Below are 26,135 nucleotides of genomic sequence, written 5' to 3' on the forward strand. Positions count from 1 at the left end.
GGCGGCTCATGCAGCGTGATCCTGTGGACGCGCAAAGCGCGCATGCAGGGAGCGCACATCGAACCCGCTGTCGCCGGCGCCGATCTGTTCGGCAATGCGCCCGTCTTCGAGAAAACCGATACGGTCTGCAACGTCGACCGCGCCGAGCAGATCGTGCGTGACCATCAACACCGCACCGCCACGTTCGCGCACGCCGTCGACCAGGCGGTTGAAGTCGGCAATGGCGCGTGGGTCCAGCCCGGAGGTGGGCTCATCCAGCAGCAGCACCGGCACCTGGCGCAAGCTGGCGACGGCGATGGCCACCTTCTGGCGCATGCCCTTGGAGAACCCGGCCAGGCGCTGCGCCCAGGCCTCACGCTGCAGGCCTGCGGCGGCAAATGCCTGGCCGATCTCGGCATGGGCGCAGCGCTGCCCAGCCAGCGCGAGCAGGTAGTCGGCGTTTTCCATGGCACTGAGATGCTCATAGAGCGCCACGTTTTCCGGCAGATAGGCCAGCCGCGCACGTGCCTTGCCGGGCGCGGACACCGGGTCGACACCATCCACCAGCAGCGTTCCCGATGCTGGTTTCACAAAGCCCAGCAAGGCAGACAAGGTCGAGGACTTGCCGGCACCGTTGCCACCGAGCAAGGCGTAGACGCTGCCGGCGGCGACCTGAAGCGTGAGGCCTCGCAGCACGGCACGTCCGCGGTAGGCGACGTGCAGATTGTCGATCGAGATCGCCGGCGCTGGCTGTGGAGATGGGGACATCATGCCGATCATGGGTAAAATGATACGTTATCACATTGCCGACTCAGGCCTGAGATGCCCGGCCGCGCGCGACGCCCGCATGCCGTGCGCAAGCTGCAGCAGACCAGTGCCGCGCCCGTCACCCGACACTGGCGGCAGACCGCACGGCCACCGCCTTCATCAGCCCCATCACTGTCACCACCTCCACACGAGATTGCGCACGCCACATGAGTTCCGATCCACGCACCTGCCCCGACTTCACGCACGCCGGTCACCGCGTCGCCTCGCCGGGCTCCCCGCGCCCCGGCTTTCACCGCGCGACACGTGCCGCCTCTGCCTGCCTGCTCGCGGCCGCATGTCTTGCTGCAGCGCCGCTTGGCGCACAGCCACTGGAAACCACTGCCCTGTTGCCGCCGGTGCGCACCTGGCATGGGGCGAGCGAGGCGTTGATCGCCGGTCCAGCCGATCCGTGGATCACGCCGGCCGAGCGCAGCGATTTCGTCAGCACGCCCAGCTACGAAGAAACGCGCGCGTGGTTGCAGCGCCTGGTCGCGGCCTCGCCGCTGCTGTCGCTGGAAGTATTCGGCAAGACCAGCGAAGGGCGCGACCTGCTGCTGGTGCGCGCGCGCAAGGGCAAGCCGGGCAAACCGGTGGTGCTGGCGCAGGCCGGCATCCATGGCGGCGAGATCGATGGCAAGGACGCCGGGCTGATGCTGCTGCGCGACATCGCCCAACGCGGCAAGGACGATCTACTGGATGCGGTGGACTTCGTGTTCGTGCCCATCCTCAACAGCGACGGCCACGAACAACGCGGCCCACTGGTCGGCGCCGCATTGCGTGGCCCGCAACAGATGGGCTGGAACACCACCACGCGCGGCATCAACCTCAATCGCGATTATCTCAACCTGGAAGCGCCGGAGACGCGCGCGATGGTCACGTTGCTGCACACGCTTGACCCCGCGCTGTACATCGACCTGCATGTCAGCGGCGGGCTCGATCATCAGTACGACATCACCTTTACCTTCGCCGGTTGGGGCACGTATGCACGTTCGCGCGCCACTGCCGGCTGGCTGCAGCAACGCTTCACGCCGGCCGTCAACGCCGCGCTGCGCAACCAGGGCCACACACCTGCGATCTACCCCAGCCTGATCGACGAAGATGCGCCACGCTCGGGCCTGCGCTATTCGCCGGAAGGCCCGCGTTATTCCACCGGCTACGGCGATTTCGCCGGCATTCCCACCGTGCTGGTGGAAAACCACCGGCTGAAGTCGTACCGGCAGCGCGTGCTCGGCGACTACGTCCTGCTCGAAGAAGCGCTGCGCCTGGTCGGTCGCGATGCAAACAAGATCGCTGCTGCCAAGCGTGCAGATCGTGCCGCACGTCCGCAGGAATTGATGGTGGCCTGGGAACGCCTGCCGCAGCCGATCGACCACATCGCGTTCAAGGGCGTGACCTATACCCGCGCCCTGTCGCCGGTTTCCGGCCGGCAGGAATTGCGCTGGGAAGGCCGCGATGAAACCTGGACGATGCCGGTGATCGGTTACCGCCAGACGCAGGCGGTGCAGTATCCGGTGGCCTGGTGGATTCCCCCCGGCTACGACGACGTGCTTGCGTTGCTCGACACGCATGGCATCCAGTACGAACGTCTGCAGCAGCCGCACCAGCACACGGTGGAGCAGATTCGCATCACCAACACCAATACCAGTACCGACGCCACCAGCAAGCAGGTCGCGCACACAGACAGCGTGGACGAGCTCTTTCCTGCCGGCAGCATCCGCGTGCCCGCCGATCAATCGATGCGCATGTTGGCCGCCGCATTGCTGGAGCCGCTCAGCAGCGATTCCCTGCTGGCCAGCGGACGGTTCCGCAACGCCGGCAGCCCCGACAGCGGGCTATACGGCGCCGAGCTGGTGGACTTTACCGAACGCCTGTTGCGCAGCGACGCCGCATTACGCCGCGAATTCGAGCACAAGCTGGCTAGCGATGCTGCGTTCCGCGCAGATGGCGATGCGCGACTGCAGTGGATCTACGCACGCTCACCCTACGCGGCGATCACTGGCTGGCGGTATCCGGTGCGGCGCGAAGTGACGCAATAGCGCCGCGCCTATGCGCAGCGCTTATCGCAGAGCGGGCGCCATCGGCGGCGCATGCTCGGCCATCAGCGCAATCACCCAATCGATGAACACCCGCAGCTTGGCGCTGACGTGGCGGTTGGGTGGGAACGCAATCGACAAGGGCATCGGCTCCAGTTGCCAGTCTGCAAAGATCGGAACCAGCTCGCCGCTAGCGACATGCGCGTTGGCCATGTACACCGGCAGCCACAGCACGCCCATTCCCGCAAGCCCGGCGGCGAGATACGCATTGCCATCGTCGGCGGCCACAACGTGCCGCCCGTGGACGCGCACCGCGTCGTCGCCCCGCTGCATCACATAGGGAACCGTCGTGGTAGTGCCCCAGCGCATGAAGCCGACGCAGCGATGCCGGGTGTTTTCCAGCTCGGACGGATGGGTGGGCATGCCCAGCCGCTGCAGATACGCGGGCGCGGCGTAGACGCCGGCCTGCAGGTCGGCCACGTGGCGCGCGATCAACGACTGGTCGGTGATGGTGCCCCCGCGTATCACGCAATCCACGTTCTCGCCGATCAGGTCCACGCGACGGTCGCTGACGCCCATGTCCAGCTGGATACCCGGATAGCGCGCATGAAAGGCCGGCACCGCCGGCATCAGGATCAGCCGCGCCAACGGGCTGGGCACATCCACGCGCAGGCGCCCGCGCGGCAGTGTCGAGGCATCGGACAGGCTGGTTTCCGCGTCGTCCATGTCGGCCAGCAGGCGCACCACGCGGTCGTAGTAGGCCGCGCCATCGGCGGTCACCTGCACCCGGCGCGTGGTGCGGTGGAGCAGGGTCACCCGCAGGCGCGCTTCGAGCTGCTGCACCAGCTGGGTGACGCTGGCCCGGCTCATGTGCAGCGTGTCTGCGGCCTTGGTGAAACTGCCGGCCTCTACCACCCGCGCAAACGCCTGCATCGCATCGAACCGATCCATCGCCACTCCCGCATCCAGATTGTTTGGATTCTACAAACAGTGTTGGTCAAGGCTGCGGATTTATCGCGCGCAGCCACGCGTTTAGGGTGGAGCTCCGTTCTGTCGCACTTCGAAGGAGACCTCCATGGCCACACGTGACGTTGTTTTACCGCCGGGCCGCCACGCCTTGTATGAGCGCCATCGCTATTCGCCGGCGGTACGTGCCGATGGCCTGCTCTTCGTCGCCGGCCAGGTCGGCAGCCGCGAAGACGGCTCGCCCGAGCCCGACCTGGACGCGGAGATCGCGCGCGCCTTCAGCAATCTGGACGCCATCCTCAGCGCGGCCGGCTGCACCTCGCAAGACGTGGTGGATGTCACCTTGTTCATGGTCGATCCCGAGGTGGTGTTCGACGCTGCCTGGAACCGGTGGGCCGATTACTGGGGCCCGGCCCCCTACCCCACCGTCACCGCCGTGGGGGTGACCTGGCTGGCCGGCTTCCGGTTCGAGATCAAGGTGGTCGTCAAGTTGCCGGCGACCGATCCCGCGTCGGCGGCCTGATCCCGGCGTGGGCTCCCACGCCATGATGGCAACGAGCTGACGGCCGTCGAGCACCAAGCGGGTGACCGCGACGATGCCAGCGACGCGGATGACTCCCGCTGGCCGACCACCACACGACAACGCCACGCCCACGCGTGGCGTTGTCGTATGCGTCAGGCCAGCGCGCAGGGCACGCGTGGTAGCGCCGTGCGCCTACGATCTTCAACTCCTGCGCCATCGGCTGCGCTCAACATCGAAGCGGTGCCGGACAAAAACGTCCATCCACCCGTGGCGATTGGGTAATCCCGGCATTCCGATAGCGCCGGGCTATCGTTCATTTCCGTACTGTCTCCGGCGAATTAACCGTTTCTTAAATTCGTAAAAAACTCGCTAAAGCGATGCCATAGGCGGCCGCTACCGGGGATCAGCGCCACGAGACGCGCATCACCGTTCTGCCCGCTGCGCTCCTGGCGCGGCGTCCATCATCTTCTTAGCGAGACCGCAATGAACCTGACCGTCAAACTGCTCAGTGGCGCCATCGCCCTGGCCTCGTCGACCTGCGCCTACGCGCAGGAGGACTCGATGTTTTCCTTCAGCGGCTTCGGCACGCTGGGCGTGGTGCACTCGACGGAGGATCAGGCCGACTTCACGCCCGACATCCAGACCGTGGAAGGCGTTGGCGCAAGCCACTCCACCTCCGCCCGCCCGGACTCGCGCATCGCCGGCCAGGTCAATGCCAACTTCACCGACAACTTCACCGGCGTGCTGCAGGTGACCAGCGAATACGCCGAGCGCGCCGACTACGCGCCCAAGGTGACCCTGGCCCACGTGAAGTACCAGTTCGGCCCGCAGTTCGCCGCCCGCCTGGGCCGCATCACCGCGCCGTTGTACATGCTCTCCGAATACCAGCGCGTGGGCTATGCCACCCCGTGGGTGCGCCCGCCGTATGAGGTCTACAACTACCTGCTGCCGATGGACGGCGTCGAAGGCGTGTACACCATCAATGCCGGCGAAAGCGTGGTCAGCGTGCAGGGCTTCTACGGCCGCATCGATTCCAAGAAGGCCGACGTGTACGCCATGCGTGGTCTGGCCCTGGGCCTGGAATCGGGTGCATCGACCTTCCGTGCGGCCTACATCGTCGGCACCACCGACTTCGATTCGCCGTCGCTGGACCGCCTGTTCACCGCCTACCAGCGCATCAATCCGGCGCTGGCCAATCGCCTGACCACCTATGGCGTGGACGGCAGCTTCGCCAGCGTGGGCTACGCCTACGACCCGGGCAACTGGTTCCTGCGCACCGAAGTGATCCAGGCCGATTACTCGCCCTCGCTCAACGGCAAGACCACCTCCGGTTACCTCAGCGTCGGCGGCCGGTTCGGCACGCTGACCCCGTCGGTTACCTTCGGCAGCGTCGATCGCAAGGCCTCGCGCATCGCCCCGGGCCAGGACCCGGTCGGCATCATGACCCGTGCGCTGGCGCAGGCCGAAAGCGGCCGGCATAGCGTCACCGCCTCGCTGCGTTGGGATGCGCGCGAGAGCATGGCGTTCAAGCTGCAGGCCAGCCATATCAACAACAACGCCGGCTCGTTCGGCTCGTTGAACAACATCCAGCCGGGCTTCCGTCCGGGCGGCAGCTACAACCTGCTGTCGGCGTCCGTCGACTTCGTGTTCTAAGAGAGCCCCCCATGAAACTTTCCAAGTATTTCGCAGGCTGCGCGCTTGCGCTGTTGTCGCTGGTTGCGTTCTCGGCCAACGCCGACGTAGTGGTGGTGATGGCGGCCAAGGGCGGCCCGGACAGCCTGAGCGCGGCGCAGGTCTCGCAGATCTTCCTGGCCAAGTCCAACAGCTTGCCCGGCGGCGGCGCAGCGGTGCCGATCGACCAGGAAGAAGGCGCCGCCACGCGCGATGAGTTCTACAAGAAGGTCGCCTCGCGCGATGCGGCGCAGCTGAAGTCGTACTGGTCGCAGTTGATGTTCACCGGCAAGGCGCAACGCCCCAAGCGCGTCAGCGGCGACGACGCGGTCAAGAAGGCCGTGGCGGCCACGCCGGGCGCGATCGGCTACATCAGTGCCGCAGCCGTGGATGCCAGCGTCAAGGTCGTCCTGAAGCCGTGACCCGCCACCTGCTCGAGAGCCCTCTCATGAGACGCATTCTGTCGCTACCGTTGTTCTGGAAAATCCTGATGCCGGCAGCGGTAGCAATCATTTGCCTATCGGGCTATGTGGCTTTCAGCACGCTGGTGTTCCATCGCAACAACGACCGCCTGGAAGCGGTGCGCGACGTGCATTTCCCGATGCTCGACGCGATGACGCGCAACGTGGCAGCGCTGGACAAGCTCATCAGCGGGCTCAATGGCGCAGCCGCGGCAGGCGATGCGGACATGTTGGCGGCCACCAAACCGGTGGCCGACGACATCCACAGCTCCTACGTGAAACTGCAAAAATCCGACCCGGCCAACGCGCAGGAACTGGCGCGCCTGGGCAAGCAGTTCGATCAGTACTACAGCCTGGCGCATGGCGTGGCCGCGGCGTTCGTGGAGCAACGTGAACCCGATGCCGCGCAGATGAGCGCCATGGCGCCGGCGCTGGAGACCTATCGCACCACCCTCACCGCCATGCAGAAGCGCGCCGATGCGCGCTTTCGCGGCACCGTGCAGGAAGCGGTGGACAGTTCGGTCACCGCCAGCATGACCGGCCTGCTGCTGGGCCTGGTCGGCGCGGTGGTGTGCATCGCGTTCGGCTGGATCGTGGCGCGTGCCATCACCCAGCCGCTCAACCGCGCGGTGGGCATTGCGCATGCGGTGTCGTCGGGCCGGCTGGACAACGCCATCTCGATCGACCGCAATGACGAGGTCGGCCAGCTGTTGCAGGCCATGGACAGCATGCAGCGCCAGCTGCGTCGCGTGATCCAGGCGCAGACCGACATGGGCGACAAGCACGAGGCCGGCATCGTCAGCCACCGCATCGCCGAGCAGGAGTTCCCCGGCGAGTTCGGCACCATGGTGCGCGCCAGCAACACGCTGGTGTCCAGCCATATCGCGGTCACCATGCAGATCGTGGCATTGACCGAGCGCTATGCGGCCGGCGACCTGTCGCAGCAACTGGAGGCATTGCCGGGCGAGAAGGCGGTGATCAGCCAGTCGATCAACGACGTGCGGGCCAGCCTGCTGTCGATCAATGGCGAGATCAAGCGCCTGGCGGCGGCCGCGGCGGCGGGCGACTTCAGCGCGCGTGGCGACGAGACCGCGTTCGAGTACGACTTCCGCCAGATCGTGGTGGACCTCAACCACCTGATGGGCACCTCCGACAAGAGCCTGGGTGCGTTGTCGCAGGTGCTGCAGGCGATCGCCAACGGCGACCTGACCACGCGCATGCACGGCAACTTCGCCGGTGTGTTCGCGCGCATGCGCGACGATGCCAATACCACGGTGGAGCGCCTGACCGACATCGTCGCGCGCATCCAGCAGTCGTCGGCGGAAATCGATACCGCTGCCGGCGAGATTGCCGCCGGCAATCAGGACCTGTCGCGGCGCACCGAGCAGCAGGCAGCCAACCTGGAAGAAACCGCTGCCTCGATGGAAGAGCTTACCTCCACCGTCAAGCAGAACGCCGAACACGCGCATCAGGCCAACGAACTGGCACGTAGCGCCGCCGGCGTGGCGTCGAAGGGTGGCGAGGTGGTGAGCCAGGTGGTGGGCACCATGAGCGGCATCGAAGCGTCGTCGAAGAAGATCGCCGAGATCATCTCCGTCATCGATGGCATTGCCTTCCAGACCAACATCCTGGCACTGAACGCCGCGGTGGAAGCGGCGCGCGCCGGCGAACAGGGCCGTGGCTTCGCGGTGGTGGCCAGCGAAGTGCGCACGCTGGCACAGCGTTCCTCCGGCGCCGCCAAGGAGATCAAGGAATTGATCGACGCCTCGGTGGGCAAGGTGGCCGAAGGCTCGGCGCTGGTGCACAAGGCCGGCACCACCATGACCGAGATCGTGGCCAGCGTGAATCGCGTCACCGACATCATGGGGCAGATCACCGCAGCCTCCAGCGAGCAGTCGGCCGGCATCGAGCAGGTCAATCAGACCGTCATCCAGATGGACGAAACCACCCAGCAGAACGCGGCATTGGTGGAAGAGGCCATGGCCGCCGCCCGCGCGATGGAAAAGCAGTCCAGCACCCTCACCCAGCTGGTGTCGTTGTTCCAGCTGGACGCGGCAACCCAACAAGAACGTGCGCTCGAAGAAGTCGCATAGCAGATCGCGATCCGCCGTGCGGATCGTTTCGCTGGATCGTCAACGACCCCCTGCTGCATCGATGCAGCAGGGGGTTTTTTTGTGTGCTGGATGACGACCGCGCGGGCGACCGCAGCCATCGGGGCTGCGTAGCTGAGAGAGCCGTTTGGCAAGTGCGTAGCGCAGGCGCGGCAGGCAGGCACGGCGACGAAGCACGACGCCGGTTAGGCCCTACGGCATTCGACGTGACACGACGTCACCCGCATGCGCGGCAGTTGCGCAATGACCGGCAGCATCGCGCTGATGCACCTATGCCGGCACATCGCTGGATGCCAAGTGCGTCACAGCCTGGCACTGCGGCGCGCCTGGCGCAGATGTGTTGTCACGTTCGTCACACGCAAGCAACATTGGCATGCGATAGCTGTCGCGCTCGCTAGGGGACGGGCGAGCCATTGACCTCTCTCAGCGCACTGCGCATCACGTCGGTCTGCTCCTGGCACATCGGCGGCGGCGTCGTGCGTCCGACCGATTCGAAGGAGATTTGCCGCATGCGTTTCAGGACCCTGTTTGCCGTCGTGCTTCTTACCGCGTTCAGTGCCGTTGCCCAGGCACAGGTCGTCACGCTCAACAAAGGCGGTTACACGCTGCGTTACGACTGTACCAACCACACCACGCTGCGCTACGAATACGTGCTGCAGGCCGATACCGGCTCGGCCGCGCGCCCGTCCGGCTTCAATCTGGACACCGAGCTGCCCAGCGGCTGCGCCGGCCAGACCTCCACCGCCTCCTACGCCAGCGTGCGCAGCGGCTACGACCGCGGCCATCTGGTGACCTCCAACCACATGGACTACAACGCCACCTACATCCGTCGCGCCAACCTGATGTCCAACATCGTGCCGCAGGTGGCCAGCTTCAACCAGGGCATCTGGGTGCGCGCCGAAAACGTCGCCGAGTGCTACCGCGATATCGCCAGCGTGCAGGTCTACGGCGGGGTGATCTACAGCGACACCAGCAACGACTACTTCCTGACCAGCCACGGCATCCGCACCCCGGACTTCTTCTGGAAGACCATCATCACCGCCAACCCGGGCGGCGGCACGCGCGCCATCAGCTGGCTGATTCCCAATCGCGAAAATCTCGGCTCGCTGGACAGCTACATCGTCAGCATCGACGAACTCGAAGAGCTGTACGGCGCCAGCACCATCGGCATCACCGCGCCGGCCGCCGTCAAGGCCATGCTGCCTGCCACCACCTGGCCGCAGCCGAGCAACTGCGACCTGGGCTGAGCCGCCCTGCATTCACGCCACTGCACCCAGCCCGGCGCGCGCCGGGTTGGGTCATGCGCCATCGCGTGCGGCAAACCATGCGGCGTAAGGCGTGTTCCTGACCAGATGCCGATTGAGATCGGCGGCACCATCGCTCCACCACACTGGCCCACGTTCTCCCAGGGCCACCTTGGCGGCATCGACCTGGCGACGTGCCGCCGTCAGGGCGTGTGCATCGTCAGCGCGTTTGGCCGCCTTGACCGCGCGCCGCGCGTCCATCAACTCGCTCACCAGCGCCGCACGGGCATCTTCGCCTAGATGCGGATTGGCCGTCCGCCAGAGCCGGCCACGCACGATGAGATAGCGCCCGTCCGGCGTCAGCAGCGGCGCGTCGGTCGTGCTCATTGCGGTGTCCGGGACACGGCGGTCGGCATGCCTGCTCAGGCAACCGGTGCGAAGCGCGGGCGCATGGCGCCATCCACGTTCACCTGTTCCAGAAACATCGCATACGGCCTGACCCACAGGCCAACGTCGTTGTCCAACGGCCGGTACAGCACCAGCGGTTCCAGCGTCTCGCTGCTACGCACCACACCCAGCACCTCGTAGCGGCCGCCCTTGAAGTGGCGATATTCGCCCAGTGCAATGGTCGGTAGCGGTGGCAGTGTCTGCATGGTCGTCAGCGCAAGCGAGGGCTGTGGAGTGTAGGCCGGGTAGCGGCTGCTGACGAGCCGGCGGGCGCGTGCCCCGATTGTCGTGTACCCGCAGCATGCGCTGCATCGTCAGGCGACGCCGCAGTGGTAAAGCATGTTCGTTCCAGTGGCCCAACGAAGTCATGACGGCCGTGCCGCCGGCACACACACCACCGGGCAGGCATCCACGTCACCTGCAGGCGTGCGCACCCGGACCGGGCACGCACGCGGCTCCGGATGCCGCGACGCGGCACCTGGAGCGGCGTCTGCGGTGCCTATTCGTCTTCGTCCGCGTCGACGTCGTCTTCGATGCCATCGTCGTCGTCGATCTCGCTGTCCTGGGCAGGGCCATCCTGCAGCAGGTCTTCGTTCTTGCCCGGCGCCTTGACGCCATTGGGCGGGGTGGGGTCGTCGATCCGTGTCGCGCCGCTGTCTTGGGTACGCATGCTGCTCTCCTGCGGCAGAAGGCCGCGCAGCCACCTTCCCCCCGCCGCCGTGATGTGGACGTGTGCCGTGCGCATGCGCAGCGCGCAGGCACGCATGGCCGTCACAACGCAGCCGCCCGGTAACCAGCGCCATCAGGCGATGCCCGCACATCCGGCCGGCGGACGCACCCGACCGGTCACGACAGCCGCAGCCGCGCGCCACGCAACGCGTCGGCAGGCCACACGCGTCCGCGGCTGAACTGCGTCATCGCGCCGCAGGCCCGCCCTGCATCTGCGCGCCAGCTGCCTGCGTAGAGAGGGGACACCCATCGAGACACCGACCATGCCGAGCCTGCGCCGTGATCTGGAAGACCTGCTCGCCGCCTGGAAGGCGGAAGCACGCACCTTCGATGCCTGCGACATGCCCGCCTCTGCCCTGGCCTTGCGCGACTGCCATCGCCGGCTCTCGGCATTGCTGGGCAGCCACAGCGCGCACCCGCCAACGGCCGACGTGGCCGTGGCTGCCCACGCGCAGCCCATCGCCACCACCACGCTGTAATCAGGCGCGGCGGGTGGCGCCGGCCGAGGCGACCTGCCCTGGCGCGGTTGGCAGTCTCACTCCACCGCGCACAGCGGTGTTTCGCCGGGCCGTAACGTCAACACACGCACACCGGTGCGCGTGACCGCCACCGTATGTTCAAACTGCGCCGACAGCTTGCCGTCGCGCGTGTACACCGGCCACTGGTCCGGCTGCGAGCGGATCGCCGCGCGTCCCTGATTGATCATCGGCTCGATGGTGAACACCATGCCCTCCTGCAGGGGCAGGCCGGTGCCCGGGTGGCTGTCATGCAGGATCTGCGGCTCTTCGTGCATCTGCCGCCCGATGCCGTGCCCGCAGTAGTCCTTGACCACGCTGTAGCCGTGTTCGCGTGCATGCCGGGCAATGGCATGCCCGATATCACCCACGTGCGCGCCCGGCCGCACCGCGGCAATGCCCTTCCACATCGCCCGGTACGCTGTCTGCACCAGCCGCCTGGCGGCATAAGACACCTCGCCCACCAGATAAGTGGTGCTGGAATCGGCGATGAATCCGTGCTTTTCCAGCGTGATATCCAGGTTGACGATCTGCCCGCTGCGCAACACGTCATCGGCCGATGGCACACCATGGCAGACCACGTCGTCGATCGACGCATTGAGCACGTACTCGAAGCCGTACTGGCCCTTGCTGGCGGGCCGCGCGCCCAGCTCCTGCACGATCATGCGCTCGACCAGGGCATTGAGTTCCAGCGTGCTGCGTCCTTCCAGCGGCACCTGGTCCAGCGCATGAAACACCTGCGCCAGCAGCTGGCCGGCCGTGGCCATCGCTGCGACCTCTTCCGGCTGCTTGATCATGCCCGCCCAGGCTTCAAAACCTGCGGCTTCAAGGCCTGTGGCAGCACCCCTGCCGCGCGCAACTCCTGCGCCACGATGTCCTGGAACGACATCGCCGGATGCATCTCGCACAGCATGCCGACCTTGATCCAGAAATTGGCCTGCGCATTGATCGACCGGCTGCTCACCGTACAGGCGCGTCGCAGTTGGTCATGCAGATCGTCGTCGATATTGACGATGCCCATCGGTAAGCTCCTGATCGCGAATATACGCAACGTATATGAAACATATATTCGCAGCAAGCAGCCGCTACCGAGCGTCGCTTCGGCCGCGCGCCCTTGCATCAGACAGGACACTGCACAAACTCCGCATCGCCACACGCCACCTGCTGCGCGTCACTCCGGTGGCACAACCCACCTGGCGCGATGGACGCTCATCGTCGCGATGGGCGCTCATCATCGAGCGTGCCCATGACTTCTTTGTCGGCAACCGCCTCACGCTGGCGTGTCTGGTAGTTGTCCGCAGCCACTGCCGGCTTCAACGAACCCAGCAGCACGCCGCGCAACAGGTCCGCATAGCTGCGGTATTCGGACGCGCGGTCGGCATACATTGCCGCCACCGAGGGTTGGCGCCGGCCATCCCTGCTGGCCAACCGCGTCACCAGATCGACACGCTCCTCGATCACGCGCAACGCCACCCGCAAGGCCTCGTCCACCGCGCCTTCCTTTTCCATTTCCAGCGCCTGCGCAGAATACGCATGCCCCACCTGGCACCTGAAACGCAGCCCGCCGTCACCTGCGATCTGGCTCAGCACGCCGCCACAGGCCGGGCAACTCATCGTGGAGGGGGATGCGATCTGTGCGATCAATTCTCCCGTCGACGGCCGGCCGAGCGCGATATCCACCTCCAGCGTCAGCGCACCCAGATCGGCCTGGTTCGGCGACGGGCGCTGCTGCAGCAATTGCACGATGGCCTCTGCCAATCCCGCGCCGCAGGCAATGCGATCGGGCCTCAGCCGCTGCAGGGCGGCACGCGGCATTTCATCGGCATCGGCGTCGGCCGGATCCTGCACGATCACCGCACCACCGCAGGCCTGGATCGCCTCCAGCCCGGCGGCGCCATCGCCCAGCATGCCGGACAGCAACACCCCCACCACGCGCGGGCCAAACGCGAGTGCGGCCGACCGGAACAATGCATCGATGGCTGGACGTGACATGTTCTCGCGCGGCCCCACCCCCAGGGCAAGGCGCTCACCGTTGAGCATCAAATGCCGATCCGGCACCGCTACATAGATGTGCCCTGGCAGCAGCGCCTGCCCGTCTTTGGCCACGTGTACGGCGAACTGCGGTGCGGCGCGACGCACCATGCTGTCCATGCCATCGCCGCGCGCAGACAGATGCATGACGATCAGGATCGGCGCGGGCAGATCGTGCGGCAGCTCGCCCAGAAACGCGCGCAACGCCGCGCCACTGCCCGCAGAGCCGCCGATGACCACGATATCGCGTTGCATTGCAGACCTCTCTCCCGAACCTGAGGTCACCAACCTGCACGCGCGGCCGTGCATGGTTCGTTAGATGCACGGCCACAGCAGATCAGCGCCTGTGCAACACCATGACCTGGCAGCGCGTTGCAGCACGCGCAGTGCACTGGCACACCGCGCGCGTGCGTGGTTCACACGCATGACATCGCTTGATCTCCTGCGGCGCGACATCGCAAGGGAAGCGAGGGCCGCCCGGTCCGGACAGGCAGCAGCCTGCGCAGGCGCAGTCCGCTGGCGAAGCGATCACCAAGGATGGCCCGGACGTGCATGCGGATCGCTGGCACCGGTGCTGCTGCAGTCCTGCACGGCAGCACCAACGGCACAGCCGCTGCACGTCCCACCTTCAACCGGCAGGCCTGGCACGGCGACGATCGCTCGGGGACCTGATCAGTCGCGCACGGCGCCGCCCTGGACCTGCAGTTGACGCCGGCGCGTCTTGCCAATCAGCCGCCGCAGCGCCGGCCACAACGCAAAATGGGCAATTGCAGAGACGCTGGCGATCGCCACAAAGACGATGCAGGGCAGCACCGCCCCAAACACGAAGGTCATGCCCAACACGAAGCCGAACAGATATTCGGCACGGTACGCGCGGACCACCACTGCGCACAGCAGCAGCGTCACCAGCACACCGAACGCGACCGATTCGTTGCCAAGCACGAAGGCGACCGATAGCGACCCGCCAGCCGCCCACGCGCCAACCGCGCCTGCCACCGCGTTGCGGAACACCGCACCATCGCCAGCGGCCCGGCTTGCCACCACGCTGACGGCAAGCCAGCCCACCAGCGGCAGGCTGAGCAGCCCCCACCAATTGGAGATGGCAGGCAGGTCTGCGCGGTTCAGCAGGTGATGGCTACGCACGCCGCCGTGGCTGTGCTCCCACGCCAGTTGCGCGATGGCGACCAGCACACCCAGCAACGGCATGCCCCAACGCCACCAAGATCTGTCCCGCTGTGCCATCCGTGCTCTCCTGGTGGTGGTCGTTGCGCGCCCTGCGTCGCCATGCGCTGACGCACGACCACTTTGCCGCAGCCGTCGGCGCGCCACGTGTGCTGGGCGGCACCATGACTTCTGGACGTGATCATCGGCGCAATCGTGCACGCAAGGTCACCACCACGCACCGGCAAACGCTGCAGTGCGACTGCACACCGGCACCGGCCTCAGAGGTAGGCATGTGGACGGAGAGGTAGCCATGCACGACATCCATGTCGATGCCGGCAGTGTCGGTGCTGATGCGCAGAGCGTGCATGTGGGTATCGTCCGGAAGGATCGTCTCAACGGCGCACGGTGGAACTGCGTGCCTTTTTCGAATGCATCACCGTGGCGGCGGCATCGCGGATGGCGCTGGTGATGTGCTGGAGCGTGCTGGACCTGACCGCTGAATACTGCCAGTACAGCGGCACATCGATATGACGCGTGGGCGATATCAACACGACATCCCCGGCATCCACGGCGGGTAATGCCAGTGCATCCGGCGCAAGACACCAGCCCATCCCGCTGGCAGCGGCGCGGACGAAGCCGGTGGACGTGGGCAGGTAATGAATCGGTGGCTGCAGCCTGGCGCGCGTCACATGGCGGATGAATCGTGCCTGCAGGTCGTCCTTGCGGTTGAAGGCCAGCAACGGCGCCCGCGCCAGCGACGCGGCCGACACACCGTCAGCGAAGTGCCGGCCTGCAAATGCCGGCGAAGCGATCGCCACGTACCGCATCACGCCCAGCGCATGCACGTTGCAGCCCTGGATGGGGCGAGGCTCGGATGTCACCGCGCCGAGCACCGTGCCGTCGCGCAGCAGGCGCAGCGTGTGGTCCTGATCATCCACCCGCACATCCAGCAGATAGCCATGCGCGGCGTGCAGCCCGGCAATGGCCGGGATCACCCAGGTGACCAGCGAATCGCCATTGACCGCGATTGCAACGGACTGGGTGCCACGGCGCTTCTCCGAGCGCGCAAACACGTCCTCGACTTCGGACTCCAGCGCCTGCAACGGGCGCACGCGGCGCAACAACTGCTCGCCCGCCGCAGTGGGGCGGCAAGGCGCGTCTCGCACGATCAAGATCTGGCCCAGCCGGTCTTCGAGCGCCTTGATCCGCTGCGAAACCGCCGACTGGGTAATGGACAGGTAGCGCGCCGCCGCCTCGAAACTGCCCTCATCCAGAACCGCCGAAAAGGCCGCAAGCTGTGGATGCATGAGGATCATCGGGGCACTCCATTAGAGGCGCTAATGCTGTAGAAGAATGGATCGTTTGTCTAATGCGCGGCCTGCGCCAATGCTGGCACCTCTCATTGAGATCGGTGCCCACATGTCCATCACTGCCCTGCTGGCCGGCTTCCTCGCCGGCGCCGGCCTCATCATCGCGATCGGCGCCCAGAACGCCTTCGTCCTGCGACAGGGGTTGAAGCAGCAGTACGTTGCACGCGTGGTGGCCATCTGTGCCCTGGGCGACATCCTGCTGATCGTGCTTGGCGTTGCCGGCATCGGTGCACTGGTCCACCGCTATGCCGGGTTGCTGGACGTGCTGCGGGTGGGCGGCGCCTGTTTCCTGGCGGCCTATGGCGTGCTCGCCGCCAGGCGTGCCTGGCGCGGATCGGGCGGCCTGTCCGAAGCACCCGAAGCGCAAGCCGGCCCGTATCGCGTGCTGCTGACCTGCGCGGCGTTTACGTTTTTGAATCCACACGTCTACCTGGACACGATGGTGCTGTTGGGCAGTATTTCCACCCGTTATGCCGGCCAGCACCGCTGGTTCTTCGCGCTGGGCGCCTGCCTGGCGAGCGTGACCTGGTTTACCGCACTCGGCTTCGGTGCGCGGTTGCTGAGGCCGGTCTTCCGCGCCCCACGGGCCTGGCGCGTCCTCGATGCAGGGATCGCCGTGTTCATGATCGGCCTGAGCGTTGCCCTGCTCACTCGCCCGCTGTGAATGCGCAGGGCATGGTGCACACGACGACACCGCCAGCGATCGGGCGTTCGGGCACTTCCCGCGCGCTGACGCCTGCTCGGTTCATAAAGTCGAGGGTGCATCCGCTATAGCTCCGATCGATCCTGCCGCTATGGGTTGAATCAATGGAGCAAGCCTGCATGGCCAACGAACTCACAACCCAGGTGCCCTTCGCTGGCCTGGACGACACTGCCGGGGAACTGCTGCAGCGCCTTGCGGAGCTGACACCGCTGAAAACCTGGGTGCTTGCAGAAATCAAGAACGACCATTGGATCATCCGGGCCTGCACGGACGCGTCCTTCGGCCTGGCGGTGGACCAGTTCTTGAGTTGGCCCGAATCGGTCTGCCGCAGCATGATGGTCATGGGCGGGCCGCAGTTCGCACCGGATCTGCAGAAGTTCGAGCACCTGGCGCAGTCGCCGGTGGCCAGCAGACTCGGCATTGCAAGTTACCTGGGCGTTCCCATCCGGATCCCCGGCAGGGTGGAGGGCATGTTGTGCGGCCTGGACGATCGCGTCGTGGAGGGAAAGGTCGAGCATCTCCTGCCGCTGGTCGAGACCTTCGGGCGCGTCCTGGCCGGCTCCTGGGCCCAGCACCTCGGGGCGTTACCGCAGGCTACGGCAGATGCCGCGGCCGTGGACGACACACAGACGCTGGCCGGCCTCTACGACCTCGGCGCCTTCCGTGAGCTGCTTCAGGCAGCGGCGGATCACCGCCATCGCACCGAACAGGGCGGCGTCCTGTTGTTCGATCTGGATACCAGCAGCTCGGGAAACCCGCTCGGCTCCGAGCAGGACGTCATGGCGGCCATCGGCGTGCTGAAACAGGCCACCCGGCCGCAAGACAGTCTGGCGCGGCTGGCACATGGGGAGTTTGCGCTGTTCCTGCCCGGCAGCAGCGAATCCGGCCTGCTGTCGGTGGCACGACGCATCCAGTCGTCGCTGCGCTCCAAGGGCCTGAGCGCCAAGTGGGGAGCAAGCTGGTTCAAGGAGATGGGGCAACTCAACAACATCGACCACCTCATCAAGGTCGGGCCGCTGCTGCCATCCAGCCCGGTCAGCGACGCGCCAGCCATGGCGCCGGTCAACTGACGCGCAGCGTTTCAGCATGCGCCAGGCACTGCGATGTCGCGCGCGCAGCGTGGATCGACAGGCGCCCCTGCAAGCGGGCTCACCCACACCGACAGAACCTTCATCCCCTCCCTTCGATACTGCCACCTTGTCGCGCTCGCTACCGGGCGCTCATCTGCTGACGCTGCTGCACGGTCAGCAGCGGCCGCTGTCTTCAAGAGGGCTTGCTTTTGGATACCCCGACTGTCCGGGACGTGGGCGAGTATCTGCTCACCGCCCACGTCTGCCCACTGCATGGAAAGTTCGTGCCGGAGCTTCTGGTGTCCCGGCCCGGCGGCATCACCCTGCGTCGCCATTGTCTGCCCGGTGCCGCGTTTGCGGACCGCGACACCGCCTATGACTACGCCCGGCAATCGATGGCCTTGTGCCAGGTGTCGAGTACGGGCCTGGTGACCCTGTCGAACGTCAGCCTGGCCTGACACTCCGACAACCGCAGGCTGCGACCAAGCGCCGGGAGTGCGCCTGTCCATACGAGCGGCGTGAGCCCTGTACGCCAGTGATGGCGGCCAATGCATTGTGCGCGCTCGAAAGAAATCAGCAGGCGACCCACCTCCCCCATCGATATGGGACGACGGGCCAGGATCATCTCCGGCCGCGATCGCGCAGCCGCTGTCGCCGATCAAGAGTTCCTGCCGACAGCCGCTAATCCGTGTAGCCACCGGTATCAGTGCCAACCGGTGAAGCCGAACGCTGATGAGCCTCGCACCGGAGCGGACGACGCCTTCGGATGGTCAGTTGGTGATCGTTGTTCCGACACGCAGATCCACCACTCACCAAGGTCCACCATGCTCGCTACCATCAAGCGCAAGTTCCTGCTGGCATTGCTGGGGACATTGATCCCAAGCATCCTGCTTTGCCTCTTCCTGCTGCATAGCCTGCATGGCTCCAAGGACCGGGTGGGCACGCTCTACAACCGGGATTTCACCGGTTCGGCCCTGGCGAGCAGCATCGATGGCCAGCTGACCCGCGTCGACATCAACATCCTGCGCATGATCGCCATCGGCACGCCGGACACGATCGCCCAGTGGAAGCAGGAGAACGAGACGCGCTTCACCCAGGTGGAATCCAACATCGCGCAGCTCAAGCGCCTGCTGAGCAATGAAAGCGACCACACTGCGCAGCTGCAGAAGATCACCGCCAGCTACGCCTTGATGCACGATGGCATGCGGCGCCAGGTCGAGCTGATAGAAGCCGGCGACATTCCGGCCGGCGCAGAGGTCAACCGCACCCAGGTCAAGGACAACGCCAACGCCACCTTCGCCGGGCTCTCCACCTTGCGCGACGAGCTGGGCAGGTCCGCCAAGCTCCGTTACGAGCAGCAGCAGGAAGCCAACACGCGCGCAATGATCCTCTCGGCCATTGCGTTGGCCCTGATCGCGGTGGGTGGCATCAGCGCTGCGCTGGTGTTGGGAAACACCATCTCCCGTGCCATCCGGCGCGCGGTCGGCGAGGTCGAAAAACTCTCCAATGGCGTCCTCGACGCAGATGCCGGCCCCAAGGCGACCGGCAAGGACGAGACCGTGCAACTGGCCAATGCCGTTGACCGCATTCGTGACCGGCTGAAGGGCGTCATCGCAGCACAGGTGGAAATGGCACGTCAGCACGATGCCGGCCAGATCAGCTACCGCATGGATGAAAGCGCGTTCCCGGGCCAATACGGCCACATGGTGCGCGATGCCAATGCATTGGCAAACTCGCATGTGCAGGTCATGACGCGCCTGGCCCAGATCACCGGCCGCTATGCGGTCGGCGACCTGTCCGAAGACATGGACCGGCTACCTGGCGAGAAGGCGGTGCTGACCGAGACCATGGATCAGGTCAAGCGCAACCTGACCGCCATCAATCACGAAATCAGCCATCTGGCAGAAGCAGCGGCGGCCGGCGACTTTGGCGTGCGTGGCGACACCGCGCGCTTCCAGCACGACTTCCGCACCATGGTCGAACGCCTGAATGCCCTGATGTCCACCGCAGACGGAAATCTGCAGTCGTTGTCGGCCCTGCTGAAGTCCATCGCCGCCGGCGATCTCACCGCGCGGATGACGGGTACCTTCCAGGGCGTGTTTGCGCAGATGCGCGACGACGCCAACACCACCGCAGCGCAGCTTGCAGAGATCGTCGGGCGCATCCAGCAGTCGGCCGGCGCCATCAACTCGGCCGCAAGCGAGATCGCGGCGGGCAATCAGGATCTGTCGCAACGCACCGAGCAGCAGGCAGCCAATCTCGAAGAGACGGCTGCATCGATGGAAGAGCTGACCTCCACCGTGCGCCAGAACGCCGAGCACGCACGCCAGGCCAACCAGCTGGCGATCAGCGCCGCAGGGGTGGCATCACAGGGCGGCGAGATCGTCAGCAAGGTGGTCGGCACCATGGCCGGTATCGAAGCCTCGTCGAAGAAGATCGCAGACATCATCAGCGTCATCGACGGCATCTCCTTCCAGACCAACATCCTGGCGTTGAATGCCGCCGTGGAAGCGGCGCGTGCCGGCGAACAGGGGCGCGGGTTCGCGGTGGTGGCGTCGGAAGTGCGCACCCTGGCCCAGCGTTCCACCGCTGCCGCCAAGGAGATCAAGACACTGATCGATGACTCCGTGCAGCGCGTGGCCGAAGGCTCGACGCTGGTGCACTCTGCCGGGGCGACCATGTCCGACATCGTTGCCGGCGTGCAGCGGGTGACCGACATCATGGGTGAAATCTCTGCCGCCTCGCAGGAACAATCCAAGGGGATCGAGCAGGTCAACCTCACCGTCACCCAGATGGACGAAACCACCCAGCAGAACGCTGCGCTGGTGGAAGAAGCCACCGCGGCCGCCCGCGCGATGGAGGAGCAGTCCGTCCAGCTGACCGAGGCCGTTGCAGTGTTCAAGGTCGATGGCGGCGTGACCAGGCCAGCGCGCGCACTGGCGGCGGTGGCACCGGCGCGCAAGGCCGGCAGTGGCAAGGCAAAAACGACCGCCCCCGCCACCTCCAACCGACACGTGATCAAACAGGCGCATGTGGCGGTGGCTGCATCCGATGGCGGCAACTGGCAGGAGTTCTAGGGCCGGCGCGCATGCGTGGGCCGCGCCCGGGTCGCGACCGGTGCGGCCCGACTCGATCACATGATGCTGCTGGCCATTGGACCAATACACGGAAGCGCGGGCCCGGTGTGCAGCTTGCGGCTGCTCATCGCTGCAGGGCTCCGGACAATCAGGTAGTGACAATCGGTTTTTCGTATCGTCTGGCGCATCCCCAGGCGCCTGATCTGCAAGCGCCGCTCTGGTCAGACAGCGGCCGTGCAACGTCCAGCCGCGATGACAGCATCTGGATGCACTGCAATCACCACTCGACGCACCGGGCGAAGCAATCCCGCTGAGGGGGCGAACGGTACGACCATCACTTCTGGCATGCGACGCGCACGCCGTGTCGCCGCTAACGTCGATGACACCGTTCAACGTGTCATCAGGCATGCATCATCCAGATCCATCACATCCTGCCGTGCAACCGGGCCTTGCCGTGCTGCGGCATCCTCTTTCGCGGCTTGTCATGGTCGCGGCCATCCTGTTCCTGGCGCACTTTCCTTGGCTGCCGTTTCCGTGGCGGATGCCTCTGGTCGGTGTCGCTGGTCTTGCGCTGGTCTGGGTCGAAACGCGCTCGGCGCGTGCGTGTGGACTGGCGCCAACCGCGTTTCGCGCCGTGCTGGGTTGGACACTGTTGCTGGTGGCGTTGGTCATCGGACTGATCAATCCGGTGGTGCAGCCACTCATCGACACGTTGACCGCAACCCGGACCGACTACAGCGCCTACGGCGCGCTTCGCGGCAACATGGCGGCGGCCATCCAGCTGGCCGGTGGCGCCTGGCTCAGTGCCGCAGTGGGCGAAGAACTGGTCTTTCGCGCGTTCCTGCTGCACCAGCTCGATCAGATGCTGGGCCGCCATCGCGGCGGGCGGCTGCTTGCGGCGCTGGCCGCAGGCGTGGTGTTTGGCCTGATGCACGCCGCGCAAGGCATCTCCGGCGTACTGCTGACAGGAATCGTCGGCACGTTGCTGGGCGTTGTCTATCTGCGATCCGGGCGCAACCTCTATGCGCTGGTAGTGGCGCATGGACTCATCGACACCTGGGGAATCGCCACCTTGTATCTGGGATGGTATTAACGCCAAGCGTCGCGGACAGACGGTGGCGACGCCGCGGCGGTGACCTGCGTGCTGGCGGCGTGAGAGCCACCGCCACCTGCTCGGCGCCCTGCTTCACCTCTGCCACGCTGGCAAGATAGGCGCCTGAGTCGAAGAGGAGCGGAGCGTGGGACTGTATCTGCCGCGGCGCGTCTGGCTGGGGGCAACCGTGCTGGGATTCACCGCCGGCATCGTCAATGCTGCCGGCTATCTGGGATTCAAGCACCAGGCGCTGAGCCATCTGACCGGAACAGCGTCGCTGGGGGCGCTCGCCATGGGGGCCGGGCACTGGCGCCTGGCCGCAGAACTGGCCGCGATCGTCACCAGCTTCGTGGGCGGCGGGCTGCTGGTCGGGCTGGTCCTGCGCGGGCGCGCCCTCTCGTGGCGTTACGTCGGCCTGCTCTGCGTGCAGGCCGCCTTGCTGCTCGCCGCATGCGCACTTCTCGGCAGTGGCCATGGCTGGGGTGGCTGCCTGGCGGCAGCGGCGTGCGGCCTGCAGAACGCGATGACCACCTTCTACAACGGCTCGGCGATCCGCACCACGCATCTCACCGGTTTTTTCACCGACCTGGGCTTGCTGCTGGGGCAAGGCCTGCGCGGCGATGCCCTGCCATGGCGCAGGTTGTCATTGGGCAGCCTGGTGCTGGCCGCATTCGTCGCAGGCGGCGTCTTTACCGCCACGGCCTTCGGTCGCTTCGGCTTCCAGGTTCTCCTGGTTCCGGCAGCGCTGGCGGCCAGCCTTGCCGCCGGCCTGGCACTTCATCTCGCACGGCATGGCAGCGAAGAGCGCCCTGTGCCTGCATCCAAGTGAGCAACGTCGGCCTGCCCTGGCTGCCGGCCACCGGCAGACCGCGCCGCCCACGCGCTGCTCGAACCGCACACGCGACAGCGCCTGGCGGCCGTGCAGCGGCACCGTTACACCAGGTCGCGGTAATCCTGCAGGATCACCATCACCAACTGGCTGCGCGAGCGCACGTCGAGCTTGTTGAACAATTGCTGGAAGGTCGCCTTGATCGCGCTTTCCGAGCTGCCCAGCTGACGTGCGATCAATTTGTTGGACTGCCCGCGCAACAGCCCCCGCAATACCTCACGCTCGCGATCGGTGAAACTGGGGCGGCTTTCCTGGGTGCCCTGCACCACCAGCGATTGCAGGTAGCGCTGGTCGATCAGTACCCGGCCCATCGCCACGGCATGGATGCTGTCGATGAGTTCATCGGTAGACACATCCTTGCGGCAGATGCCGGAGACGCCCAGGCGGATCAGCGCCAGCGCGTCGCGCTCGGGCAGGCCGGCCGTGACCACCAACGTGGCCGGGCGGCGCGTCTGCTCGGCCTGGCGACGCATGTAGTCCAGCGCGTTGTACTCACCCATGTCGTAGTCCAGGATCACCACGTCCGGCGCCAGCGATGCGATCTGCACGATGGCCTGCGCCAGCGCGCCGGACTGGCCCACCACCTCGAAGCGCGCATCGGCGCCGAGCAGGCGCAGCAGCCCCTCGCGGAACAGCGTGTGGTCGTCCAGCAGGTACAGCCGAACCGGTGGGCGCTGCGCCTCATCCATCGGGCAGCTCCGCATGCGGCGCATGCGCCAGCGGCAGATGCAGCTCGAAACACGCGCCTTGCCCGCCGGGCGCGTAGCGCAGCAGGCCGCCCTGGTTGGCCATCAGCGCCCGCGAGATGTACAGCCCCAGCCCGGAGCCATCGCTGTCGCTGCGGAACGGCTGGAACAGGCGGGCCGGCTCGGCAATGCCCGGCCCGGTGTCGCGCACGCTCACCACCGCACGGCCCTGCTCCAGGCGCGCACTCACGATCAACTGACGGCGCTGCGGCGGCAACCCCTGCACGGCGCGCAACGAATTGCGCGCCAGATTGAGCAGCACCTGCAGCAACGCATGGCGGTCGCCCTGCAGCGACGGAAACTCGGCCGGGATCTGGATGATCAGCTGGCCGTCGATGTCTTCCCAATCGGAGCGGATGATCACGTCCAGCTCGCTGCACAGCGTCTGCAGCCGCGTTTCGTGCACCTCATCGGGCAGCTGCCGGCGCAGGTTGAACGACGCCAGCTCCATCAGCGCCGCCACCAGGCTGCGCAGTGCGGCCAGATCCGGGTCTGCACCGATGGCCGGATGTCGCGCCAGGTTGGAAGTGACCACGCCTGCGGCCGAACACAGGTTGCGGATCTCGTGCGACACCGCACCGGCCAACAGCCGGTTGTTCTTCAACACATCGTCAAAATGCGCCGACTCGCGCGCGCGCACTTCCTCGCTGGTGTCGACCAGGATCGCGGCCAGATGGCGCTCCTGGCTGTCTTCGTAGACCGAGAACCAGGTGGTGGCCGGAAACCGGGTGCCGTCGCTGCGGCAGCCCCAGGTGCTCGCCGAAGTACGCATGCCATCCAGGTTGGCGCTCATGCTGAGCGCATCGTCGAGCAAGGGCAGGAACTCGCGCACCGCGCGGCCTTCCAGTCCACCGTCGTCGGCCATGTCCAGGATCTCGTGCGCGGCCCGGTTGGCGGCCACGATGCGGCCGTCGCCGGCCACGGTGAGCAGCGCTGCCGGGCTGCTTTCGGCCAGCAGGCGCAATTGGCGCTCCAGCCGTCGGCGCAGCCGCTGCTCGGCGCGCAGCTGCACGTAATGGGCCAGGATCACCCGTCGCGTGCGGCTGATCTCTGCCACCAGCAGGCCGCAGCCGGCATAGGCAATCGTGGCCATGAAAAACCGCAGTGCCTGTTCGACCAGGGTCTCCTCGGTCACGAACAACCCGCGCAGCACGGCGCAGGCAATTGCGGCAATGACGATGTCGCGGCGTGACAGCACCGTGGCCGCCAACACCACCGGCAGGATGTACAGCAGCCCCAGCGAGACGCCCAGGTGCGAATACCACTCGGCCCACACCAGCGACGCCAGCATCGCCAATGATGCCCACAGCGTCGGGCCGCGATTGAGTTTGACCACCTGCCCGCGCCACTTGAATGGCAGCCTCAGCCTGTCCATCGCCCACCGGTGCACTTGCGCTGCAAATTCGCTCCTCGCCACATCCTCAACACCACAACATGCCGGCCTGGGGCGCAGATTTCACCCTATCGAAAGATAGCCCGGCCGCATCGTTCGGACCGCCTGCAACCCGTCCGATGCCGGCGCAAGGATGGCAGACACAACCGTGCAGGCCGGGTGTAATGCGGCCACCCCACCTTGGCTGCCCCTCCATGATCACCCGCGATACGTTTCCGTTGCGGCGCATCTGGCCCAAGACCTACAAGCGCCTGCTGGTGCTGCTGGCCTTCGACTGTGCCGTGGCCGTGCTGTACACCTTCTTCGACTGGCACTGGCTGTCCATCGAAGCGCTGCCGCTGGCACAACTGGGCTCGGCGCTCACCATTTTCCTGGCATTTCGCGCCAATGCGGCCTATGGCCGCTGGTGGGAGGCACGCCAGCTATGGGGCGCGCTGGTCAATACCTCGCGTGCCATCGCACGCCAGGCGTTGACCGCACTGGATGTGGACCCCGACGACCCGCGCCAGCGCGCACTGCGCGATGACATCGTCGTGCACCAGGTCGCCTTCGTCCATGCGTTGCGCTGCCATCTGCGCCGACAGAATCCCTTCCCCGAACTCACCGGCCTGTTGGGGCAGGCACGTGCCGACGCATTGCGCAGCTACGCCAACATCCCCAACGCGCTCACCCTGCGCCTGGGCCAGCAGCTGCAGCAGGCGCGCGACCACGGCATGCTCGACAGCCTGCGCTGGTCGTCGCTGGACGCCAACCTCACTGCGCTGGCCAATATCCAGGGCGCCTGCGAGCGCATCAAGAACACCCCGTTGCCGCGGCAGTTTTCATCGCTGCCCAGGACGCTGGTGAACATGTATTGCTGGCTGGTGCCGCTGGGCCTGATCGCCGGCATGGGCCTGGCCATGCCGATCGCCTCGGTACTGATCAGCTTCACCCTGATCGCCATCGACAGCGCCAGCAGCGCCATCGAAGACCCGTTCGAAAACACCGTGCACGACACCCCGATGACCGCATTGTCGCGCGGCATCGAGCTGACACTGCGCGAAATGCTGGGCCAGCGCGTGCCACTGCGCGAAGTGCGCGCCATCGACGGCTTCATCTACTGACCACGGAGAG

At 66.2% G+C, this 26,135-nt stretch carries 26 protein-coding genes; 14 read left to right on the top strand and 12 right to left on the bottom strand.

Annotated features, from left to right (window positions below; all coding sequences use genetic code 11):
• Window positions 1–6: 6 nt before the first annotated feature.
• A complete protein-coding gene (locus tag XnspCFBP7698_RS19220; protein ID WP_104579730.1) occupies window positions 7–747 on the bottom strand; it encodes an ATP-binding cassette domain-containing protein in 741 nt (246 codons plus the stop codon).
• A gap of 206 nt (window positions 748–953) precedes the next feature.
• On the opposite strand from XnspCFBP7698_RS19220, the gene XnspCFBP7698_RS19225 reads away from it, so the two are divergent.
• A complete protein-coding gene (locus XnspCFBP7698_RS19225) occupies window positions 954–2,822 on the top strand; it encodes a M14 family metallopeptidase (RefSeq protein ID WP_123137675.1) in 1,869 nt (622 codons plus the stop codon).
• Between the two features lie 21 nt (window positions 2,823–2,843).
• Here XnspCFBP7698_RS19225 and XnspCFBP7698_RS19230 read toward each other — a convergent pair whose 3' ends face one another.
• Complete coding sequence (locus tag XnspCFBP7698_RS19230) at window positions 2,844–3,788, bottom strand: LysR family transcriptional regulator (protein ID WP_199680241.1); 945 nt, start codon at window positions 3,786–3,788, stop codon at window positions 2,844–2,846.
• 106 nt (window positions 3,789–3,894) lie between these two features.
• On the opposite strand from XnspCFBP7698_RS19230, the gene XnspCFBP7698_RS19235 reads away from it, so the two are divergent.
• The 5 genes from XnspCFBP7698_RS19235 (at window position 3,895) to XnspCFBP7698_RS19255 (ending at window position 9,798) form a co-directional block, all read left to right on the top strand.
• Window positions 3,895–4,308: a Rid family hydrolase gene (locus XnspCFBP7698_RS19235; RefSeq protein ID WP_104579517.1), complete on the top strand. Its 414-nt coding sequence runs from the start codon at window positions 3,895–3,897 to the stop codon at window positions 4,306–4,308.
• 483 nt (window positions 4,309–4,791) lie between these two features.
• Window positions 4,792–5,961, top strand: coding sequence for a hypothetical protein (locus XnspCFBP7698_RS19240; protein WP_104579518.1), 1,170 nt, complete (start codon window positions 4,792–4,794; stop codon window positions 5,959–5,961).
• A gap of 11 nt (window positions 5,962–5,972) precedes the next feature.
• A complete protein-coding gene (locus tag XnspCFBP7698_RS19245; protein ID WP_104579519.1) occupies window positions 5,973–6,401 on the top strand; it encodes a substrate-binding domain-containing protein in 429 nt (142 codons plus the stop codon).
• Window positions 6,398–8,533 carry a methyl-accepting chemotaxis protein gene (locus XnspCFBP7698_RS19250; RefSeq protein WP_104579520.1) on the top strand — a complete coding sequence of 712 codons (2,136 nt, stop codon included), beginning with the start codon at window positions 6,398–6,400 and terminating at the stop codon, window positions 8,531–8,533. The genes XnspCFBP7698_RS19245 and XnspCFBP7698_RS19250 overlap by 4 nt, the downstream gene beginning before the upstream one ends.
• Window positions 8,534–9,060: 527 nt before the next feature.
• The gene (locus XnspCFBP7698_RS19255) at window positions 9,061–9,798 is read left to right on the top strand and encodes a DNA/RNA non-specific endonuclease (protein WP_123137684.1); all 738 of its coding nucleotides are present in this window, start codon (window positions 9,061–9,063) and stop codon (window positions 9,796–9,798) included.
• A 51-nt stretch (window positions 9,799–9,849) separates the two neighbouring features.
• Here XnspCFBP7698_RS19255 and XnspCFBP7698_RS19260 read toward each other — a convergent pair whose 3' ends face one another.
• The 3 genes from XnspCFBP7698_RS19260 to XnspCFBP7698_RS21660 all read right to left on the bottom strand — a co-directional run bounded on the left by XnspCFBP7698_RS19260 (window position 9,850) and on the right by XnspCFBP7698_RS21660 (window position 10,912).
• Window positions 9,850–10,182 (bottom strand): hypothetical protein, encoded by a 333-nt coding sequence (locus XnspCFBP7698_RS19260; RefSeq protein ID WP_123137676.1) that lies wholly within the window; start codon window positions 10,180–10,182, stop codon window positions 9,850–9,852.
• Between the two features lie 35 nt (window positions 10,183–10,217).
• Window positions 10,218–10,448, bottom strand: a complete 231-nt coding sequence (locus XnspCFBP7698_RS19265) for a DUF1653 domain-containing protein (RefSeq protein WP_047694715.1) — start codon at window positions 10,446–10,448, stop codon at window positions 10,218–10,220.
• Between the two features lie 293 nt (window positions 10,449–10,741).
• Window positions 10,742–10,912 (bottom strand): hypothetical protein, encoded by a 171-nt coding sequence (locus XnspCFBP7698_RS21660; RefSeq protein WP_068838522.1) that lies wholly within the window; start codon window positions 10,910–10,912, stop codon window positions 10,742–10,744.
• A gap of 322 nt (window positions 10,913–11,234) precedes the next feature.
• On the opposite strand from XnspCFBP7698_RS21660, the gene XnspCFBP7698_RS19275 reads away from it, so the two are divergent.
• Window positions 11,235–11,450 (top strand): hypothetical protein, encoded by a 216-nt coding sequence (locus XnspCFBP7698_RS19275; RefSeq protein WP_104579522.1) that lies wholly within the window; start codon window positions 11,235–11,237, stop codon window positions 11,448–11,450.
• A gap of 56 nt (window positions 11,451–11,506) precedes the next feature.
• Here XnspCFBP7698_RS19275 and map read toward each other — a convergent pair whose 3' ends face one another.
• From map to XnspCFBP7698_RS19300, 5 genes are all read right to left on the bottom strand, one after another.
• Window positions 11,507–12,283, bottom strand: a complete 777-nt coding sequence (gene map / locus XnspCFBP7698_RS19280) for a type I methionyl aminopeptidase (protein ID WP_104579523.1) — start codon at window positions 12,281–12,283, stop codon at window positions 11,507–11,509.
• Window positions 12,280–12,507, bottom strand: a complete 228-nt coding sequence (locus XnspCFBP7698_RS19285; protein ID WP_104579524.1) for a ParD-like family protein — start codon at window positions 12,505–12,507, stop codon at window positions 12,280–12,282. Before XnspCFBP7698_RS19285 ends, map begins: the two co-directional genes overlap by 4 nt.
• A 188-nt stretch (window positions 12,508–12,695) precedes the next feature.
• Window positions 12,696–13,772, bottom strand: coding sequence for a chemotaxis protein CheB (locus XnspCFBP7698_RS19290; RefSeq protein WP_104579525.1), 1,077 nt, complete (start codon window positions 13,770–13,772; stop codon window positions 12,696–12,698).
• A 417-nt stretch (window positions 13,773–14,189) separates the two neighbouring features.
• Window positions 14,190–14,723: a hypothetical protein gene (locus XnspCFBP7698_RS21665; protein ID WP_199680235.1), complete on the bottom strand. Its 534-nt coding sequence runs from the start codon at window positions 14,721–14,723 to the stop codon at window positions 14,190–14,192.
• Between the two features lie 350 nt (window positions 14,724–15,073).
• Entirely contained in the window at window positions 15,074–15,997 is a 924-nt protein-coding gene (locus XnspCFBP7698_RS19300; protein WP_104579526.1) for a LysR family transcriptional regulator ArgP, read from the bottom strand.
• A gap of 103 nt (window positions 15,998–16,100) precedes the next feature.
• On the opposite strand from XnspCFBP7698_RS19300, the gene XnspCFBP7698_RS19305 reads away from it, so the two are divergent.
• From XnspCFBP7698_RS19305 to XnspCFBP7698_RS19330, 6 genes are all read left to right on the top strand, one after another.
• A complete protein-coding gene (locus XnspCFBP7698_RS19305) occupies window positions 16,101–16,715 on the top strand; it encodes a LysE/ArgO family amino acid transporter (RefSeq protein ID WP_104579731.1) in 615 nt (204 codons plus the stop codon).
• Between the two features lie 158 nt (window positions 16,716–16,873).
• Window positions 16,874–17,824, top strand: a complete 951-nt coding sequence (locus XnspCFBP7698_RS19310) for a diguanylate cyclase (RefSeq protein ID WP_052077030.1) — start codon at window positions 16,874–16,876, stop codon at window positions 17,822–17,824.
• A gap of 209 nt (window positions 17,825–18,033) precedes the next feature.
• Complete coding sequence (locus XnspCFBP7698_RS19315; RefSeq protein ID WP_146093153.1) at window positions 18,034–18,282, top strand: hypothetical protein; 249 nt, start codon at window positions 18,034–18,036, stop codon at window positions 18,280–18,282.
• A 366-nt stretch (window positions 18,283–18,648) separates the two neighbouring features.
• Window positions 18,649–20,901: a methyl-accepting chemotaxis protein gene (locus XnspCFBP7698_RS19320; RefSeq protein WP_104579527.1), complete on the top strand. Its 2,253-nt coding sequence runs from the start codon at window positions 18,649–18,651 to the stop codon at window positions 20,899–20,901.
• A gap of 541 nt (window positions 20,902–21,442) precedes the next feature.
• Window positions 21,443–21,994 carry a type II CAAX endopeptidase family protein gene (locus XnspCFBP7698_RS19325; RefSeq protein WP_039405993.1) on the top strand — a complete coding sequence of 184 codons (552 nt, stop codon included), beginning with the start codon at window positions 21,443–21,445 and terminating at the stop codon, window positions 21,992–21,994.
• A gap of 145 nt (window positions 21,995–22,139) precedes the next feature.
• On the top strand, window positions 22,140–22,823 hold the full coding sequence (locus XnspCFBP7698_RS19330; protein WP_199680237.1) for a YoaK family protein: 684 nt from the start codon (window positions 22,140–22,142) through the stop codon (window positions 22,821–22,823).
• A 104-nt stretch (window positions 22,824–22,927) separates the two neighbouring features.
• Here XnspCFBP7698_RS19330 and XnspCFBP7698_RS19335 read toward each other — a convergent pair whose 3' ends face one another.
• Window positions 22,928–23,572: a response regulator transcription factor gene (locus XnspCFBP7698_RS19335; protein ID WP_123137677.1), complete on the bottom strand. Its 645-nt coding sequence runs from the start codon at window positions 23,570–23,572 to the stop codon at window positions 22,928–22,930.
• Complete coding sequence (locus XnspCFBP7698_RS19340) at window positions 23,565–25,004, bottom strand: PAS domain-containing sensor histidine kinase (protein ID WP_123137678.1); 1,440 nt, start codon at window positions 25,002–25,004, stop codon at window positions 23,565–23,567. The genes XnspCFBP7698_RS19335 and XnspCFBP7698_RS19340 overlap by 8 nt, the downstream gene beginning before the upstream one ends.
• Window positions 25,005–25,216: 212 nt before the next feature.
• Between XnspCFBP7698_RS19340 and XnspCFBP7698_RS19345 the strand changes: the two genes are divergently transcribed.
• A complete protein-coding gene (locus XnspCFBP7698_RS19345) occupies window positions 25,217–26,125 on the top strand; it encodes a bestrophin family ion channel (protein ID WP_047694694.1) in 909 nt (302 codons plus the stop codon).
• Window positions 26,126–26,135: the final 10 nt, after the last annotated feature.

The sequence above is a fragment of the Xanthomonas sp. CFBP 7698 genome (genome assembly GCF_003600855.1).
Taxonomy (GTDB): domain Bacteria; phylum Pseudomonadota; class Gammaproteobacteria; order Xanthomonadales; family Xanthomonadaceae; genus Xanthomonas; species Xanthomonas cannabis.